This window comes from Bacillus sp. AR2-1 (assembly GCF_008368755.1).
GTDB classification, from domain to species: Bacteria; Bacillota; Bacilli; order Bacillales; family Bacillaceae_G; genus Bacillus_A; species Bacillus_A wiedmannii.
In genome coordinates, this window is the sequence record NZ_QORY01000019.1 from 76,301 (window position 1) to 91,008 (window position 14,708).

Below are 14,708 nucleotides of genomic sequence, written 5' to 3' on the forward strand. Positions count from 1 at the left end.
TGTTTATGAAAGGCGCCCTCTTTGAAGGCACCTTTTTATTGTTTCATGTAGATACTTTTCACTGTTGATATAGTGGAAAGTATCTATACTAAACATTAGCAATCTTCCGTATAAATATTATCAATTTACTATATATTCCAGTGGTGTTAACCTACATATGAAAGGCTTTCTTTTTCAAAATATTACCCCTAATAAATTTTTGAAGAAGTCAACTGTCTCCAAAATTGCCATTCATGCTTAGCAAAAAAGAATCCTTTTGGATTCTTTTTTGTGTTCGACATGATATGACAAATTGTATTCTTATAATTTGTTATTATGTTAAATGGTTATTAAGAATAGAAAAGGGGACCTTAGAATGAATTTAAAGAAAATATTTTTAACAGGTGCAATTGTCGTAACAACTGCCTTTACATCTATTGGAACGGCACAAGCAAGTATTATCTTCAAAGATGTTCCAACAGGGCATTGGTCTTATAAAGCAATTTTAGATTTAACAAGTAAAAATATTGTTAGTGGGTACGGAAATGGAATTTTTGGGTTTGGTGATGATGTGACTCGTGAGCAAGTTGCTAGACTTATGTATCTTCAGCTAAAGCCGGAATCGAAAGAGAATTACAATAATCCGTATAATGATATTAATGATCATTCAACAAATTTTAAAAAGGAAATTTTAGCATTAACAGAAATGGGGATTTTTGCAGGGGATGAAAAAGGAAACTTTAGACCAAAAGCTTCTTTGACTCGTGAAGAAATGGCTCAAGTATTAACAAATGCATATAAATTAGTGGCAAAATCAGAGCATACATTTGTAGATGTAGATAGAAAATCATGGTCGAATAAAGCGATTAGCGCTGTACAATCTAATAAAATTGCTGCCGGAACAGGTGATAATATGTTTTCACCTAAGATGAATGTGACTCGTGAACAATATGTACAGTTCTTATATAATGCGACATTACCATATGAGGAAAGACCAGGAGCGAATCAAGAGCCAAAGCGCTTTGCTAATTGTAAAGAAGCAAACGATGCTGGATTTTATGATATTACAAGAGATAGTCCGTACTACGGTAAGCATTTAGATCGTGATGGCGATGGAATCGCTTGTGAGAGAGAGAAGAGCGGTAAATAAAAAAAGCACTCACCCTGAGTGCTTTTTCTTATGGAAACATGCTATTTTTTTAGGCGATTCTCATAAAATAAAAGTAAGGAAATGAAAGTAGGTGACAAAATGCCATCAGTTGTGGAAGGCGTTATTATTGAAAACTGTAACGGAACGATTAATTTAGGAGATAAATATAACGTGCAGCCGATTGAAAAAACGAAAGCTTATAATGGATCAGGATCATCGAATACAGGAAAAAAAGTACAAACATTTAGTGGTATTAGTACAGCAGATGTAAGGGATAGCGATGCGAACGATCAAGGAATACAGTTTACTTTATAGATAAATATGTAAAATTGCATAAAATGATGAACTTGCCCTGTGCTACAATCTAGCTGTGAGCTGTTCATGATTCTTCTGTATTATAGTTGTTAGATTGGAAATATAACATCTTATCAAAAATCATACGTACAAAAAAGACACTTCAAACGAAGTGTCTTTTTTTACTTTAGTGATACCCTTTAGCAGAGTCTTTATGAATTTTATTTTTAAAGATACTGTAGCTCCAAAGTTGATATCCAATAACAATTGGTACCATAACCATTGCAACGAAGAACATAATTTTTAAGTTTAATTGACTACCAGCTGCGTTATATAGCGTTGTACTATAAGCATCATTAATACGAGATGGTAACATTCTTGGGAACATACCTGCAAATCCAGTTGTCATAAACATTGCGATTGTTAAGCAAACGAATGTGAATGCGAGACCTATATTATGTTTGTACACCATAATAAGTGCGAGTACACTCAGTAACATTGCAAGTACCGGAAGAATGAATAGTACCGGATATTCTGTGAAGTTTTGGAATAAATTTGTACGATTTGCAGTTGCTACATAGAAAATAGCTAAAATGATAGCAGCTGCCATTGAAAATGGTCTTGCGATTTTATAAGCACGATCAGATACTTCACCAGTTGTTTTAATCATAACCCAAAGGGCGCCAGATACGACGAATATAGCAGTGAAGAACAGACCACCTAAAATACCATAATGATTTAGTAAGCTTAGTAAATTTCCTTCATAGCCATTTTTTCCGATTTGTAGTCCGTAATAAAGGTTAGCGAACGTAACACCGAATAAGAAGGCGATTAGGAAACTACCAATTGTAAATGCCCATTTACAAGTTTTTTGCCAAATTGGTGAATCGTCTTTATGCATAAATTCAAGTCCGGCAGCACGAGCAAACAGTGCGAGTAATACTAAAAATAGTGGTGTATATAGGTAACTAAACATATTTGCATATGTGACTGGGAAGGCAGCAAATGTTGCGCCACCAGCTGTAATTAACCATACTTCATTACCACCCCAGAATGGGCCGATTGCTTCTTGTAATTGATTTCGTTCTTGTCGGTCTTTCGCAACGAAAGGAAAAATCATTCCGTTACCAAGTGCATATCCATCAAGAATGAAGTAAACTGTCCAAATCACGCCCCATAAACCAAACCAGATAATTGCAAGCATATCATGAGACATGAGCTGCACCTCCCTCAGTAGCAGGTTCTTCTAATGCTGCTGGTCCTTTTTTCGCGAACTTTAGCATTAAGTATACGTCTGCGATTAAAAGTAATGTGTAGAACAAGATTAAACTAATTAATGAGAACCAAATTTGTGGAACAGATATAGGTGATACAGATTCTGCTGTACGCATTAGTTTATAAACTGTCCATGGTTGACGACCTACTTCGGCAACAATCCAACCAGCGTTAATTGCGATATATGGTAGTAAGACAGACCATATTGTAATTTTTAAATAATGTTTTGAGTTTTCTAGTTTTCCTTTTCGGTTTAAGTAGAAACCGTACCAAGTTAATGCCATAAAGAACATACCAAGTGCAACCATTAAGCGGAAGCTATAGTACACGAGGTTAACATTTGGACGTTCATCTTTCGGGATATCTTTTAAACCAACAATTTCGCCATCAAATGAGTTTGTATAGAAGAAACTCCCTAGTTTCGGAATAGTAAGGAATTCAAAGTTCTTTTCGTTTTTTACATCAGGAATTTGAACAATCGAAAAGCCTTGTCCTTTTCCAGTTTCCCAAACTGCTTCCATCGCAGCTCCTTTAGCTGGTTGATATTTAGCTGCTGATACACCAGACTGATGACCCATAAACGGTGTAACAGTTGCAGCGAATAAACCTAACATTAAACCAAATTTGAATGATTTTTTGAAGAATTCCACTTCATTTTTACGTAATAAATGATAGGCGCTAATTGCCATAACGAAGAAAGCACCAACGATATAACAACCAATTACAGTATGGAAGAACATGTTCCAAGCATATGGATTTGTCACAAGTGCCCAGAAATCATTTAATTCAGCGCGGCCGTTACGTACGACGTAGCCAACAGGGTTTTGCATAAAACCGTTTGCTGTAATAATCCAAAGGGCGGAAATATTTGTTCCAAGTGCAACCATCCACATACAGAAGGCACGGAACTTTGGTGAAATTTTGTCTTTACCGAATAACCATATTCCCATGAAAGTAGATTCTAAGAAGAAGGCAACGAGTGCTTCGATTGCGAGAGGTGATCCGAAAATATCTCCCATATATTTGGAGTACTCAGACCAGTTTGTTCCAAATTGGAATTCCATCGTAATCCCAGTTATAATCCCCATTACGAAGTTAATTGTAAATAATTTACCCCAGAAATTTGCCATTTTGCGGTATGTTGGATTCAATGTGCGGGCGTATTGAGTTTCCATACATGCTACTAAAATAACAAGTCCGATTGTCAAAGGTACAAATAAAAAGTGATAAAAAATAGTAATTGCAAATTGAAAACGACTCAGTAACAGAACGTCGGACATAATGAATATTCACTCCTTTTTTACATTATCTACAATCAGTTTATAGTGAAAATACGTTTTAAATAGGAGGGACTTGTTACAAAGGTGTGTGTATATTTTGAAAGAATTATGTCGGTTATCTGAAAATATCTTATTTTCAATATAAAGTAATATCCTTTTTGAGTTTTTTAAATTTTGGTACACTATATAAGTAATGTAAATGAGAGAAAAGAGGGTTCTTTACTATGAAGTCATTAGAAGAGATTTTACAATACAATGAAAAATTCGTTGAAGAAAAAAAATACGAAGAGTACGAAACAGGTAAATTTCCAAACAAAAAGATGGTAATTATCTCTTGTATGGATACTCGTCTTGTTGAATTATTACCGAAAGCGATGAATATGCGTAACGGTGATGTGAAAATTATTAAAGTAGCAGGCGCTGTTATTTCACATCCGTTTGGAAGTATTATGCGTAGTATTTTAGTTGCTGTATATGAACTTGGTGCTGATGAAGTTTGTGTAGTTGGTCACCACGATTGTGGTATGGCAAAAATTCAAGCAAGCAGTACAATTGAGAAGATGAAAGAGCGCGGTATAACAGAAGAGAAATTAGATACACTTCGTTATTCTGGAATCGATTTAGAAAGATTCCTACAAGGATTCTCTAGTGTAGAAGAAAGTGTAGAACATAGCGTATCAATACTTCGCAACCATCCATTACTTCCTGAAGAAGTACCTGTTCACGGTCTTGTTATAGATCCTGACACAGGAAAATTAGATTTAGTTGTGAATGGTTACGACAATTAAGAATTAACTTTGTCATCCTTTTTATCTGGGACAGGATCAAATCCTCCCGGGTGGAAAGGGTGACATTTTAATATACGCTTGCATGTAAGCCAAAATCCTTTCAGAGCACCATGTTTTTGAAATGCTTCTAATCCATAATGAGAGCAAGTTGGGTAAAAGCGGCACGTTGGTGGTGTCATCGGAGAAATGAATTTTTGATAAAAGCGTATAATCCCAATAAAAATCTGTTTCATAATGGTCTCCTTTTCAGCATAGTCTTAAAGTATTATAGCACGACTGTACATAATACTTTACTAATGTTGATTTCCGTTATATCATATTGGATATAACGGAATTAAATTAAAAGCGGGAGAGATGTTGTATGCCATCAGTAGAAAGCTTTGAATTAGATCATACGATTGTAAAGGCGCCTTATGTAAGACATTGCGGAGTTCACAACGTAGGTAGTGACGGTATTGTAAATAAATTCGATATTCGTTTTTGCCAACCGAATAAACAAGCAATGAAACCAGATGTTATTCATACGTTAGAACATTTATTAGCATTTAATTTACGTAAATATATTGATCGTTATCCGCATTTTGATATTATCGATATTTCACCAATGGGCTGCCAAACAGGATATTATCTTGTAGTAAGCGGAACACCAACGGTTCGAGAAATCATTGATTTATTAGAATTAACATTAAAAGATGCGGTTCAAATTACAGAAATTCCAGCTGCAAATGAAACACAGTGTGGCCAAGCGAAGCTTCACGACTTAGAAGGAGCACAACGCTTAATGAACTTCTGGTTAAGCCAAGATAAAGATGAACTTGAGAAAGTATTTGGATAAAAAGAAAAAACTGCCTGTGAAAGGGCAGTTTTTTGTAACACGATGATAAATGAAATTATATCGACGATTTTTCGAATATATCGAACACAACTTGAAATATATTAACGATTTTTTTAATATATCGATGTTTCGAAACTGGATATCGACTTACCGACAAAAACTGCCAATAGTATGAATCAAATATAAAGAAGAGGCCGTCTAACATATGTGTTGGGCGGCCTCTTTTTTATGAAAGTATACTAGATACCCCAACATATAAAATAAAGGCAGAACCGAGAAAATAAACAAATGCTTTTGCTTTTTGCCGCTCTTTTATTTCATCGATTCCAAAAAGGATAAACATAATACTCAAAAGGATAAAAACGTATGGTAAAAGCATAGAGAGGTTTGCGAAGAAGCTAAATAGGGCGAGAATAAGAGCGATAGTAGCTATTATAATTCGAATGTTTTTAAACATATAATTCTCCTTTAAAAGAACATTATAAATGGAATAACAAAAACAATCGTAAAAAGACTTAAACCGATGCTAATAGCTCCAATTTGTTTTTGTTGTTTTTGAATCGTCTCAATTCCTACTAAAATGCCATATAAACTAAAGAGGAACAAAATGATAGATGAAAAGGTTTGAAAGTTCATTGTAAATGTGCTGTATAAACATAAGATTAAAGTAATAAAAACGATGGTTAGCTGTAATTTTCTTATATGCATTATAACCTCCTAGTAGAAAGATAGTTATTGAGAGACAAAAATTATAATAGCAACGATTAAAGTGAATACGCCAGAAAAGAAGGAGAGTGTACTATGTACTTTCTTTTGTTTCTGTTTTTCTTCTGCGCTCATGATGAAGGTCATAACAGATAAGGCGATGAGCATATAAGGCATTGTAACAAGTGCGTTTGTAAACATTCCGGATAAAGCGAGAGCGATGACGATAAGAGCCGATACAATTCGTAATGTTTTTAGCATACAAATCTCCAACTTTTAAATAGATTATTTACCGGAATATTTCTGAGAAGCCAAGCAGTAAAGCACCAGCTCCAGCCATAAAAGCAAGTATGCTGCTAGATTGTTTCTGTTTTTTTATTTCCTCTAAACCTATAGTGAAAGCCATAGCCCCTAAGAAAATGAACATGTAAGGCATAATGTCTCTGTTACCGCTAATAAATCCATAGATTGCTATAGATAAGGCGATAAGTGCAAAAGTAATTCGAACGCCTTTTAACATAAAAGCCCTCCTTCTAGTTTATGTAGGTACTGATGAGAACAATCTAAATGAAAGCACCTGCAACAATACAAATAAATCTAGTTCCTGAATCCTTTTTCCTTATTTGTTCAATGGTAATAAGAAACAGTAAAACTCCTAATAGAGATTGTGAAAGTGGTAGAAAGTTATGTTGACCTGTCAATAAACTAATACTGAATATGATGTGGGCTAAAATAAGTAGTATATGAAGCGTATTATGAATTCTTCTTGTTGTTTTTTGTATAAGGGTTATCTTCTGGCTTATCAACAGAATGTTTATAAGCGTAGCCTTTATTAATCGTCATGACGGAGAGTACTAGTATGACTAGGACGATTATAATACCGATAATTAATATTTTGAACATGGAATCCCTCCTTTACTTTATTTTACATAATTTTGTAATTGATGAAAACAATAGAAATTAAAAGGATGAAAGAAGGGTGTTACATGGAGACGAAAAAAACATATTATATATCAATAGGAAACGGTCAAATTTCACAAGTGAAGACGGCGGATACGTATAATTTTGAGATTTCCGCAAGTGATGAGGAAATTACGGAGTTAAGAGAGTACTTTGATCAAGCATATGTAGAGGATTTAGGTTCATTTGTACGTTCTCACGTTCCATTTGTTGAGTATCATCACGATTCGAATAATGACCGATATGATGAACAACTACAAAAAGCATATAAAATGATTTACGATTTAGGTAATCATGAGACGAAAGAATTAGTCGCGCAAATGGGAATAATCAATGGATTGTAATTGGATAATATTATGCAGAAAAGCGAGAATATGCTACAATTTGTGGTAGGAAAAACTTGTAACCATCAATAGGGGAGTAATGGCATGTACAAATTTAAAGATTATTACCACAATACTGTACAATTATCGTTTGAACGTTATCCATTTTCTCCTGAGCCAAAGCATGTTTGGGTTGTATGCCGGTACGGGGATCAATGGTTATTAACGCATCATTTACGTCGCGGTCTTGAATTTCCAGGTGGTAAAGTAGAATTAGGGGAAACACCGGAAGAAGCGGCAGTTCGAGAGGTTCATGAAGAAACTGGCGGCATAGTTTCTGATTTAACTTACTTAGGACAATATAAAGTATCTGGAAAAGACAAAATAATCATTAAAAACATTTATTTTGCAACAATTAGTGCGGTAGAAGAACATACGCATTACGAAGAAACGAAAGGATCTGTTTTATTAACAGACATTCCTGATAACATTAAAACGGATAGAAAATTTAGCTTTATAATGCGTGACGATGTACTGGCGCGCACGATGAAACATATAGAAGAAATCGGCTGTTTTACGAAGTAAAGTGGCCGGTTTCTTTTTTTGTGTGTAAGAATAAATGTAAATATATCTTTACATTATTTTGGGTATATTATACATTTTTGTAAAGGTATATTTACATTTTAGGAGGGGGAAGATGGATAAAAGAAAAGAAACGACTGTTACTGTTTCGATGGGGAAATTAAATTTCTATTCATGTTGTATAGCATTTGCTCTGGCGATTGGAGTTAGTTTTTTACATTCACTTCTTTCAGGTGGGTTTCAAATTGAAATTACGTTACCAACCTTGTTTCTTTTTATTATCGCAATGATTGTTCTTGTTTGTATTCATGAAGCGATACATTTAATAGGGTTTCGCTATATCGGTGGTGTTCCGTGGAGTGAACTGAAATGGGGTGTTAATTGGAAATCAGGTGTTGCATATGCTCATTCTAAACAGGCGATTACAGTAAAACAAATGAAGAAAGTGTTAATGCTGCCGTTTTTACCAACTGGAATTTTGCCAATTGTAATTGGGTTAACTACGAATGTGCAATCCATCTCATTTTTAGGGATTTTACTAACAGCAGGTTGTATCGGTGACATTGCCCTATATCAAAAAGTTTCAAAGTTTCCAGATGGTGCGCAAGTTAAAGATCATCCGAGTAAACCGCAGTTTACAGTATATGAATAATAAAGGAAGGGGAGGCGTTTTTGAAAAACGGCCTCTTTTTTGTTTGTCAGCTTTTGTCGGTAAGTCGATATATTGTAAAAAATCGCCGATGTAATTTATTTACTATTATTTTGTTTTCATTTCCACCTCTAAAAACGAAAGCACCTCCAACAAATCGTTCACTATACGTGGATGCTCAAAATCATCCCAAAATGAATCTCTCTTCCACACACCAAGAATTCCTACTCGTTCAGAACCAAGCACGTCGTTTTCTGGATGATCTCCAACGTAAAGACATTCTGTGGCCTTAACATCTAGCTTTTTTAAAGCCCGTTCGAAAATCTCAGGATGTGGTTTTTTAATTCCTTCCGCTTCTGAAACGAGAATTGTCTTTGTATACGTATGTATGTTTAGTGCGCGAAGATTGTTTATTTGATACTCAGTAAAGCCATTTGTAATAATGCCGATTTTAATATTTTGTTCTGTTAAACGATGAAGTAATTCATGCATGTTTTTGAAAGGAATACAATGGTGTTGAAAGTTTGTAATATAGTCGTGCAGCAGTTGCTCTGGTGTTAAAGTGGTAATGTTATATTCGCAAAGGAGAGTAGCATATACTTTATCTTTCCACGTAAAGCCATTATTATCGAGCTCAAGAAATCGAGAACAATACTCTGATTTTTCTATGTTCATTAAGTGAGAGGCAAAGCGATTATATTGATCATGAATAAACTGTTCTAGAGATTGGCGCCGATCTAATAGTGTTCCATCTAAGTCGAATAAGACTGCTTGAATCATGAGAAACCTCCTTATAGTTTGTATAATTAAGTATCGCACATTCGTTAGAAATTGCTTATGATATTTTTGTAGAATGGAACGACGGAGGTTTATATGAAGAGACTGTATGGTAAGTTAGTAGCGGTTGTCGTCGCAATTGGTTTAGTAGCAGGGTGTGATATTTCTATGAAGAGTGTGAAGGAAAAAGAAGTTTGTAAAACAGAAGAAGAATGCGTGGAAATAGGAGATAGGAAACTTCAAAAAGTATATGAAAAAATAGATGGATTATCTGAGCTTGAAGCAGTAGAAGATTATGATATAGAAGAGTATGAAAGTGCGAATATGAAAGAGGCAGAGCAGAAAAAAGAGGATGACGAAAATTATTTCTTTTTAGCCTCTTATTATATTGATGGTGATGAAATTGTAGATCCTTATTTTGAAAAAATAGAACGGAAACGTTTAAATAAAGTATTCGCTGAAGATAAAGAAGCGAAAGAAGAGGTGCTACAACAGCGTCAAGATAGAGGTTATCATGAAGACTTATGGGATATGTACCGCACGCTCATTCCAGCTAAATATCGCGGGAATATAACCGAATTTGATTTAATAACGGACGGTTATGACGGTGTTGTTGCTCACGTTATGCCTAGTATGGAGAATCCGAAAGATTGGACCCTAAGCTTAGATACACTTGATTCCGCGGTAAATATCGATGAAGTGATGAAAACATTAATTCATGAGACGGCTCACGTGTTGACGCTCGGGCATAAGCAAATACCAGTAGATGAAAACTATGTAAAGGATTTTGAAGAAGATAAAGATATTTCAACGTACCGAAATAACTGTGAAACTCTTTTCTTACAAGAGGGATGTGCGAGGGGAAAATCTTATATTAATCAATTTTATAACTCTTTCTGGAAGGACATTGAGCAGGAGTGGATAGAAAAGAAAGTAGAAGAAAGTGAAGAAACTCAAATTGAATTTTTTAAAGAAAAGCATGAGGAGTTTGTCTCACAGTATGGAACGACAAACGTAGCGGAAGATATTGCAGATACGTTTACAGCATTTATTTTGCAAGATTCAAAAAAGGTGAAAGAAGGATCGGAGTTAAAGTATAAAAAAATTGCGTTCTTCTATCAGTTCCCTGAGCTTGTAAAAATGAGAGCAGAAGTGTTGTCGGGATTAGATGATATCTCAAAAACGATAGAACAACAAAGCGGACAATAATGAGAGGTATATATTTTAGCCAATAAAACGTAAAGAATTTTAGTTCTTTGCGTTTTTTTATGTTTATAAAATTGAAAATTCTGTCTTTTTTTAAGAAGAAGAAGGAACTGAAGCTTTAAAAGAGAATTAGTATAAAAATGTCACAAATTAGACACAATTATAATGCGCATATTGTAGGGACTATAAGTTTACTCTCAAGGAGGTAATGAAACGTATGAAAACGATTCTTGCGGTTGCTGGTCTCATTTGGGTAATGTCTCACGGTTTTCCGATTTTTGAAGGAGAGCAAATTCGTAGTGCATTAAATAAAAAGTATGATGATTATCATGTAATAGATCGAAAAGAAAATGTCGTTACAGTACGTGTGAAAGATTGTTTCCATACAGTTACAGTTGCGGATGGAAACGTTACAAATGAAACAAAGATGTGTGATAAAAGGTAAAGAAAGAAGCTGACTATAGTTTATCGCCCTAAGTCAGCTTCTTTTTCGTTTTCCAATTAGAAGTTTTTCAAATGCCTCAACAAACACATACATAAGTGTTGCGAGGACGCAGGTGAGTAGTACGCTCAGTAAGACGAGCGTGAAATTAAATACTTGGAATCCGTAGCTAATTAAGTAGCCAAGACCTTGTTTAGAGACGAGAAGTTCGCCGAATATAACACCGACCCATGATAAACCAACGTTCACTTTTAACGTTGAAATAATTGCTGGGAAGGATGCAGGGAGAACGACTTGCTTATAACATTGCCATTTATTTGCGCCAAACGTGTCCATCACTTTTATATAGTTAGAATCGACTTCTTGAAATGCGCTGTAAATAACGAGAATGGTAATGATGATGGAAATGATTACCCCCATTGCAATCGACGAAGAAATATTTGGACCGAAGATTACAATGATAATAGGTCCAAGTGCCACTTTTGGCATGGCGTTTAGGACGACGAGATAGGGGTCGAGCACGCGAGCGAGAAGTGGCATCCACCAAAGAAAAGTAGCGATAATAGCGCCGAGCACTGTTCCAAGAATGAAGCCTACTCCTGTTTCAAGTAATGTCGTCCATATGTGAACCCAAAGCGAACCGTCAATCCATTTACTAAGGAAGAGATCCCAAATGCTTGAAGGAGAGCTAAAGAGTAAAGGATCAATCCACTCTTTTTTGCTAGCTATTTCCCATAGTGAAAAGAAAAGAATGAGCAGTAAAAGCTGCAGTGAGCGTGCTAACCATGCACGCTTACGTTCTTTTTTCTGAAACTGTTCATGTAGTTGCTTTATATTATCCAAGTCGCTCCAGCTCCTTCCATATATCTTGGAAGAGGGATGGGAAGTCATGGTGGTGGCGTGATTCTAACGGTGATAAGGAACGGATGCTTTCTGGGACGATAAATGTTTTTGCAATTTTCCCGGGATTCGCTTGTAGTAAATAAATACGATCACTCATCGCAATTGCTTCTTCAATATCATGTGTTACGAGTAGTGACGTTTTCTTATATTTGCGTAGTAAGTTGAAAACGAGATCTTCTAGTTTCAATTTCGTTTGATAATCGAGTGCTGAGAATGGTTCATCTAGCAATAAAATTTTAGGATCGGTCGCTAACGTTCGAACGAGAGCGGCACGTTGACGCATACCGCCGGACAGTTCACGAGGGTATTGCTCTTCTACATCATGTAGACCGACTTGTTTTAAAAGCTGTAAAGTATGTTCTTTCGTCTGTTCATTGTAAATTTTTCGGGTGTGAAGTCCGAGCATAATATTTTCTTCAATTGTTTTCCAAGGGAACAAGTAATCTTGCTGCAGCATATATCCCATAGATGAAGTTTTCGTTGTAATAGGCTCACCATCTAAAAAGACGATACCTTCAATTGGATCAAGTAGCCCGGCAATAATGGAGAGGAGTGTCGTTTTGCCGCAACCACTTGGACCGAGTATAGAAATAAATTCGCCTTCTTCCACTTGTAAGCTCATATCTTCGAGAATTAGTTTGGCATTCTCTTTCGCGAAAAAGCAGTGAGAAACGTTACGTATTTGTAAAAAACTCATACACTTCGCCTCTATTTCTTAATAACGCTTTCGGCAATTTTTGTATTGACGAGCGCTTCATGTGGAACTTCTTTTTGTAATTCGCCAGCTTCTTTCATTATCGTTTGGAGCTGTTTCCATTCTTCAGCATCTAATAGCGGATTTGTTGCATAAGAGTGTTGTTTTTTATACCGTTCGATTACTTTTACTGTAATGTCTTTTGAAGTGTCTTTAAATAACGGAGAAACGGTGTCAGCAATCTCTTCTGGACTATGTGTATCAACCCATTGCTGCGCTTTATAGAGAGCACGTGTGAATTTTTCAGCAGCATCTTTATCTTTCTTTAAGAAGCTTTCTTTTGCCATGAACGTTGTATACGGAACAGTTCCAGATTCATTTCCGAACGAAGCGACGATAAACCCTTTTCCTTCTTTTTCGAATATACTTGCAGTCGGTTCAAAGAGCTGTACAAATTCCCCAGTACCAGATGCAAAGGCACTTGCAATGTTAGCAAATTCGATGTTTTGAATTAAGTTTGTATCTTTGCGAGGATCAATGCCATTTTTCTTTAAAACGTATTCTCCAACCATTTGCGGCATGCCGCCTTTACGCTGTCCTAAAAACGTAACACCTTTTACGTCATTCCAATTAAAAGAGTCTAATTTTTTACGCGAAACTAAAAATGTTCCGTCTGTTTGTGTAAGTTGTGCGAAGTTAATGATAGGGTCTTTTGCACCTTGTTGATGAACATAAATAGACGTTTCAGAACCGACGAGAGCAATATCAATTCCGCCAGATAATAGGGCGGTCATCGTTTTATCTCCGCCAGCTGTTGTTTGGAGGTCAATATTTAATCCTTCATCTTTAAAAAATCCTTTTTCAATCCCGACATATAAAGGGGCGTAGAAGAGAGAATGGGTAACTTCGCCGATGCGAATGTTTTGCGTTTGTTCTTTCGTACCTTCCTTTTTACTACTGCAAGCAGCAAATGTGAAAATAGATAGTAACATGATGCAAAAAACAGCTATAAATTTTTTCACTATATGACACCTCCTAGAAGTCACTCTACAAGCATGATATGTAGGTAAGTGCCCATATGTGAGTGTAGATAGCAGGAATTTTTTGGGTGATAAAGAAGTACAAATATAAGGGGTGATAAAATGGAGTACGAATATGATGATAGCGTACATTTACATCTTGACTATTTCGGAACAGAATGTGATATGGAATCGATTGCTTATAAGCGGAAGAATGAAGACGTGTGGGATGTGTATTTTAATTTTGGAACATATGGTCTTCAGAAAGATGAGATCGAGACAGGTAGATTTATGGACGAATATGCTGGTCATTACGTTTTTTCTGTACATGCTCGTGATCTTAGTTGGGAATTTGGAAGTGCTCAATTTGAAGAGTGGGTCTTGAAAAATCATATAGTAGAAAAATCGCTGCAAAAATAGGGAGGAATTTTGTGGTCGATTTTCTCATTTTCTTGTTCATTTTCGTAGTCGGTTTTTTTATTATGCAAGTACTCATTTACAGATTTGCAAAGAAAAACATTCAAAAATATACAAAAAGAAAATGGATTCATATGTGGCTAGAGATGAATATGAAAAAGGGCCCGAGATTAGATCTTTTTGATTTTGTAGTTATCTTACTTGTATGTATTATATGGAAAGTATGGATGTATTCTCTTATATAATACATATGCTCATGTCTGTTAGAATGAAGCAGAACCTGTCAGTGTTGATAGGTTCTTTTCTTATGGTAACAATTTTGTGAAGCGTAGTTCATTTATGCTGTTAGAATATAGAGCGAAGAAGGTTTATCCCGTTCAATCCTGAATGGTTCGGACTTATTAAAGTTTCACTGTATTTTTAAGGGGAA

24 protein-coding genes are annotated in these 14,708 nt (G+C 35.5%); 11 read left to right on the top strand and 13 right to left on the bottom strand.

Translation table 11 applies throughout. The features are described from left to right. The first annotated feature begins 355 nt into the window (after positions 1–355). Positions 356–1,129: an S-layer homology domain-containing protein gene (locus DT250_RS22140; RefSeq protein ID WP_001049554.1), complete on the top strand. Its 774-nt coding sequence runs from the start codon at positions 356–358 to the stop codon at positions 1,127–1,129. 81 nt (positions 1,130–1,210) lie between these two features. Further along, positions 1,211–1,444 carry a spore germination protein gene (locus tag DT250_RS22145; protein ID WP_033657613.1) on the top strand — a complete coding sequence of 78 codons (234 nt, stop codon included), beginning with the start codon at positions 1,211–1,213 and terminating at the stop codon, positions 1,442–1,444. A gap of 166 nt (positions 1,445–1,610) precedes the next feature. On the opposite strand, the gene cydB is transcribed toward DT250_RS22145, so the two are convergent. Next, positions 1,611–2,639 (bottom strand): cytochrome d ubiquinol oxidase subunit II, encoded by a 1,029-nt coding sequence (cydB, locus tag DT250_RS22150; RefSeq protein WP_137011971.1) that lies wholly within the window; start codon positions 2,637–2,639, stop codon positions 1,611–1,613. After that, positions 2,629–3,978, bottom strand: a complete 1,350-nt coding sequence (gene cydA, locus DT250_RS22155; RefSeq protein ID WP_149213706.1) for a cytochrome ubiquinol oxidase subunit I — start codon at positions 3,976–3,978, stop codon at positions 2,629–2,631. The genes cydB and cydA overlap by 11 nt, the downstream gene beginning before the upstream one ends. 224 nt (positions 3,979–4,202) lie before the next feature. On the opposite strand from cydA, the gene DT250_RS22160 reads away from it, so the two are divergent. Next, positions 4,203–4,766 carry a beta-class carbonic anhydrase gene (locus tag DT250_RS22160; protein ID WP_000838167.1) on the top strand — a complete coding sequence of 188 codons (564 nt, stop codon included), beginning with the start codon at positions 4,203–4,205 and terminating at the stop codon, positions 4,764–4,766. On the opposite strand, the gene yidD is transcribed toward DT250_RS22160, so the two are convergent. Next, positions 4,763–4,999 carry a membrane protein insertion efficiency factor YidD gene (gene yidD, locus DT250_RS22165; protein WP_000809334.1) on the bottom strand — a complete coding sequence of 79 codons (237 nt, stop codon included), beginning with the start codon at positions 4,997–4,999 and terminating at the stop codon, positions 4,763–4,765. The genes DT250_RS22160 and yidD overlap by 4 nt on opposite strands. A 128-nt stretch (positions 5,000–5,127) precedes the next feature. Between yidD and luxS the strand changes: the two genes are divergently transcribed. Then, a complete protein-coding gene (gene luxS, locus DT250_RS22170; RefSeq protein ID WP_001141371.1) occupies positions 5,128–5,601 on the top strand; it encodes an S-ribosylhomocysteine lyase LuxS in 474 nt (157 codons plus the stop codon). Between the two features lie 226 nt (positions 5,602–5,827). Here the strand turns inward: luxS and DT250_RS22175 are convergent, their stop codons facing one another. The 6 genes from DT250_RS22175 to ytzI are packed head-to-tail and all read right to left on the bottom strand — an operon-like array spanning position 5,828 to position 7,209. Beyond that, positions 5,828–6,058, bottom strand: a complete 231-nt coding sequence (locus DT250_RS22175) for a YczI family protein (RefSeq protein WP_000475806.1) — start codon at positions 6,056–6,058, stop codon at positions 5,828–5,830. Positions 6,059–6,069: 11 nt separating this feature from the next. After that, positions 6,070–6,309: a hypothetical protein gene (locus DT250_RS22180; RefSeq protein WP_149213707.1), complete on the bottom strand. Its 240-nt coding sequence runs from the start codon at positions 6,307–6,309 to the stop codon at positions 6,070–6,072. Between the two features lie 24 nt (positions 6,310–6,333). Beyond that, a complete protein-coding gene (locus DT250_RS22185; RefSeq protein ID WP_073516833.1) occupies positions 6,334–6,567 on the bottom strand; it encodes a DUF3953 domain-containing protein in 234 nt (77 codons plus the stop codon). 28 nt (positions 6,568–6,595) lie between these two features. Next, on the bottom strand, positions 6,596–6,826 hold the full coding sequence (locus DT250_RS22190; RefSeq protein ID WP_088064643.1) for a YczI family protein: 231 nt from the start codon (positions 6,824–6,826) through the stop codon (positions 6,596–6,598). 43 nt (positions 6,827–6,869) lie between these two features. Beyond that, positions 6,870–7,067 carry a DUF3953 domain-containing protein gene (locus tag DT250_RS22195; protein ID WP_149213735.1) on the bottom strand — a complete coding sequence of 66 codons (198 nt, stop codon included), beginning with the start codon at positions 7,065–7,067 and terminating at the stop codon, positions 6,870–6,872. After that, positions 7,060–7,209, bottom strand: a complete 150-nt coding sequence (gene ytzI, locus DT250_RS22200) for a YtzI protein (protein ID WP_073516831.1) — start codon at positions 7,207–7,209, stop codon at positions 7,060–7,062. Before ytzI ends, DT250_RS22195 begins: the two co-directional genes overlap by 8 nt. An 83-nt stretch (positions 7,210–7,292) precedes the next feature. Here ytzI and DT250_RS22205 point away from each other — a divergent pair, with 83 nt between their 5' ends. The 3 genes from DT250_RS22205 (at position 7,293) to DT250_RS22215 (ending at position 8,823) form a co-directional block, all read left to right on the top strand. Continuing rightward, positions 7,293–7,610, top strand: a complete 318-nt coding sequence (locus DT250_RS22205) for a hypothetical protein (protein WP_000448410.1) — start codon at positions 7,293–7,295, stop codon at positions 7,608–7,610. 84 nt (positions 7,611–7,694) lie between these two features. Continuing rightward, positions 7,695–8,174 (top strand): antimutator 8-oxo-(dGTP/GTP)ase, encoded by a 480-nt coding sequence (mutTA, locus tag DT250_RS22210; protein ID WP_000276386.1) that lies wholly within the window; start codon positions 7,695–7,697, stop codon positions 8,172–8,174. Between the two features lie 112 nt (positions 8,175–8,286). Beyond that, complete coding sequence (locus DT250_RS22215; protein WP_149213708.1) at positions 8,287–8,823, top strand: DUF3267 domain-containing protein; 537 nt, start codon at positions 8,287–8,289, stop codon at positions 8,821–8,823. A 105-nt stretch (positions 8,824–8,928) separates the two neighbouring features. On the opposite strand, the gene DT250_RS22220 is transcribed toward DT250_RS22215, so the two are convergent. Continuing rightward, positions 8,929–9,600, bottom strand: coding sequence for an HAD family hydrolase (locus tag DT250_RS22220; protein ID WP_149213709.1), 672 nt, complete (start codon positions 9,598–9,600; stop codon positions 8,929–8,931). Between the two features lie 93 nt (positions 9,601–9,693). On the opposite strand from DT250_RS22220, the gene DT250_RS22225 reads away from it, so the two are divergent. Continuing rightward, positions 9,694–10,806 (top strand): zinc metalloprotease, encoded by a 1,113-nt coding sequence (locus tag DT250_RS22225; protein WP_149213710.1) that lies wholly within the window; start codon positions 9,694–9,696, stop codon positions 10,804–10,806. Positions 10,807–11,020: 214 nt separating this feature from the next. After that, positions 11,021–11,248 (top strand): hypothetical protein, encoded by a 228-nt coding sequence (locus DT250_RS22230; protein ID WP_000849118.1) that lies wholly within the window; start codon positions 11,021–11,023, stop codon positions 11,246–11,248. 33 nt (positions 11,249–11,281) lie between these two features. Here the strand turns inward: DT250_RS22230 and DT250_RS22235 are convergent, their stop codons facing one another. The 3 genes from DT250_RS22235 to DT250_RS22245 are packed head-to-tail and all read right to left on the bottom strand — an operon-like array spanning position 11,282 to position 13,864. After that, complete coding sequence (locus DT250_RS22235; RefSeq protein WP_088064640.1) at positions 11,282–12,088, bottom strand: ABC transporter permease; 807 nt, start codon at positions 12,086–12,088, stop codon at positions 11,282–11,284. Then, positions 12,081–12,845, bottom strand: coding sequence for an ABC transporter ATP-binding protein (locus tag DT250_RS22240; RefSeq protein WP_088064639.1), 765 nt, complete (start codon positions 12,843–12,845; stop codon positions 12,081–12,083). Before DT250_RS22240 ends, DT250_RS22235 begins: the two co-directional genes overlap by 8 nt. Before the next feature lie 11 nt (positions 12,846–12,856). After that, positions 12,857–13,864 (bottom strand): ABC transporter substrate-binding protein, encoded by a 1,008-nt coding sequence (locus DT250_RS22245; protein ID WP_142314808.1) that lies wholly within the window; start codon positions 13,862–13,864, stop codon positions 12,857–12,859. Between the two features lie 120 nt (positions 13,865–13,984). On the opposite strand from DT250_RS22245, the gene DT250_RS22250 reads away from it, so the two are divergent. Both DT250_RS22250 and DT250_RS22255 read left to right on the top strand, forming a co-directional pair. Further along, a complete protein-coding gene (locus tag DT250_RS22250) occupies positions 13,985–14,281 on the top strand; it encodes a DUF3986 family protein (RefSeq protein ID WP_088064638.1) in 297 nt (98 codons plus the stop codon). A gap of 11 nt (positions 14,282–14,292) precedes the next feature. Continuing rightward, complete coding sequence (locus tag DT250_RS22255) at positions 14,293–14,523, top strand: hypothetical protein (protein ID WP_087984884.1); 231 nt, start codon at positions 14,293–14,295, stop codon at positions 14,521–14,523. The last annotated feature ends 185 nt before the right edge of the window (positions 14,524–14,708 follow it).